Source organism: Rhabdothermincola sediminis (genome assembly GCF_014805525.1).
Classification (GTDB): domain Bacteria; phylum Actinomycetota; class Acidimicrobiia; order Acidimicrobiales; family Acidimicrobilacustridaceae; genus Rhabdothermincola; species Rhabdothermincola sediminis.
Genome location: NZ_JACFSZ010000039.1, coordinates 1 through 2,418 on the forward strand (window position 1 = coordinate 1; position 2,418 = coordinate 2,418).

A 2,418-nucleotide genomic window follows, 5' to 3' on the forward strand; every position below is an offset into this window, starting at 1 on the left:
AAGGGTCTCTCCACTTCTTCTGCGGACGTCAGACATCTGCAGAATGGCGAGACCCTTGGCCGCGCTGGTGGACCCCTACGAAGAGCGCCCCGACCTCACGCCGCCCCACACCTCATCGCGGAGAGCCCCATTGGCCGCCTCGCTCGCCAAGTTTCAGCCCTGGGCGGGGCTCAGGTCCGGGGTGGCGGGGGTGGTGGGCCAGGTCCAGCGGTGTCGGAGGTGGAGCATCGTTTTGGTGAGGGCGATGAGGACGGGGAGTTCGACGACGGGGCCGATGAGGATGGCGACGATGACGAGGGGGTGGCCGGCGAAGGCGACCGCCGCGATACCGATGACGGATTCGGAGTTGCGTGCGCTGACTTCGAAGACCATGGCGGCGGTGTCGGGGTAGTCGAGCTTGAAGACTCGTCCGACGGTGAGGGCGATGGTGAACAGCCCGATGAAGAAGAGGGTGATGGTGGCGATGATGAGGGCGACGTTGCTGATGTCGGCGCCCTCGAGGGTGTGTTGGGTGGCGAAGATGGCGGTGACGACGATCACGAGCGCCCAGAGCTTCACCTCGCTAATGGCGTGCTTGTAGGGCCCGTAGGTGAAGTCGCGGCCACGCCAGCGTGTGAGCAGGATGCGGACTGCGTACGCGGCGGCGAAGGGGAGGAGCAAGAAGATGGCGACGCTGCGGATCAGGACCAGGGGCTGGATGGGGATCACTTTGCCGATCAGCAGCCACAGGTAGAGAGGTAGCAAAACGATCTGGAGGGTGATGTCGATGGGGAGCATGGCGAGGCCCCATTCGAGGTTGCCTTTGGCGAGGTCGATGAAGATCAGGTACCAGCCGATGCACGGGGTGAGGGTGTAGAGGATGACCCCGGCCCACAGGTCGGGGTGGTTGTGGAGGATGAGCCAGCCGAGCGTCCAGGCGAAGAGGGGGACGAGAACGAAGTTGGTGGTGACGGCGAGCGCGGTGGATTTGGTATTGCGGAACGCGCGGCCGACGCCTTTGATCTCGACGAACGCCATGATGGAGAACACGACGGCGAACAGGCCGACCTGGACCAGCCACCCATAGTCGGTGAGGGCGCCGTCGGCGAGGCGGTTGATCGCGAAGCCAGCGACGATGGCGCCGATGAGGATGAACGGCTTGGCCTCGTCGCGTATAGAGAGGCGACCGGCTGCGGTGTCAGATGCTGGTGCAGGAAGGTTCATGAGTGACTCAGCGGAGTGCGATGGCGGATGGCGGTGAGACATGACGCTCCGCCAAGAGGTGCAATAATAAATGAAGTGATGTAACACTGCGACGCGGAGGCTGAGGATGTCAACCCCCAAATCGACAACTGTCGATGTTTCGAGGCGTGCTCTCGCCAAGCGCGCCCCCCTCGACGCCGCCGCCGCCCAGTCGCTCACTGCGCTCTACAAAGTCCTCGCGAACCCCAACCGGCTCCGACTTCTGCACGCCATCGAACGCGCCGGCGAGCTACCGGTCGGTGAGATCGCGGACGAGGTCGGCATGTCGATGCAGGCAGTCTCGAACCAACTGCAGCGCATGACCGACCAAGGGATCCTGGTCGCTCGCCGCGACGGCAACCGGAGCTACTACCGCATCGTTGATCCCTGTGTTCCTGGCCTCCTCGAACTCGGCATCTGCCTCATCGAGGAGAACCAACGGCGATCACACTGACGTCCAGGGAGTTCCGCACTCCATGGTGCACACCGTTGGATCGGATGCACTCCGGACCTCGAGATCCCGGTGCCCGCCGCCGGACCATGAGCGGCAGCCGTGATCCGGCACCGACTCCACCGGTTTCCCACTCGGCGCCGCCTGTCTGTGCCGAGCCGTCCGGGTACCAGGCTGGGGGTGGTGTTTCCGCTGACTGGTGGGGGCCTTCCGCGGTCCTCGGGCAGTGCGACCAGAAGGCCTATGCGGATTGAAGGATGCCGTCCAGGTCGAGACGGCCGGCTTTGGGTCTCGGATGGTCGATGACCTGGGGTGGTGGCGCTCGAACCCGAAGGTCGATCTCGCCGGCGTCTTCACGCTCTCCTGCTGCAGGGCAACGGTGGCCGGAGGCCGGGCGGTGATGCCCTCATCGTCGTCCCGCTGGACCCCGAACGACGCACCTGCGTTTCTACTGTTCCTTCTACTGTGCGGCACGGTAAGGGGGTGTACGGCCTGGCACGTTGAGGGTACGATGACCGGAGAAACCCCAGCGTGAGGGCACTATCCGGTATGGAGTGGAACGGGCTGAGGCGCCGATCTGTCGGCTCATAACCCGAAGGTCGCGGGTTCAAATCCCGCTCCCGCCACCATCGAAACCGCAGGTCAGGGCCCATCCGAGAGGATGGGCCCTCCTCGTGCCCAGCCCGACTTCTAATGGGGCTCTTCGCGATGAAGGCTGGGGGCGTGTCGTGAGTTGGGCCGGCTGA

At 64.6% G+C, this 2,418-nt stretch carries 2 protein-coding genes; one reads left to right on the forward strand and one right to left on the reverse strand.

Annotation, left to right across the window (positions count from 1 at the left end):
- Positions 1-153: 153 nt before the first annotated feature.
- Entirely contained in the window at positions 154-1,203 is a 1,050-nt protein-coding gene (locus HZF19_RS16035) for an arsenic resistance protein (protein WP_208029803.1), read from the reverse strand.
- A gap of 106 nt (positions 1,204-1,309) precedes the next feature.
- Here HZF19_RS16035 and HZF19_RS16040 point away from each other — a divergent pair, with 106 nt between their 5' ends.
- Positions 1,310-1,675 (forward strand): ArsR/SmtB family transcription factor, encoded by a 366-nt coding sequence (locus HZF19_RS16040; RefSeq protein ID WP_208029804.1) that lies wholly within the window; start codon positions 1,310-1,312, stop codon positions 1,673-1,675.
- The last annotated feature ends 743 nt before the right edge of the window (positions 1,676-2,418 follow it).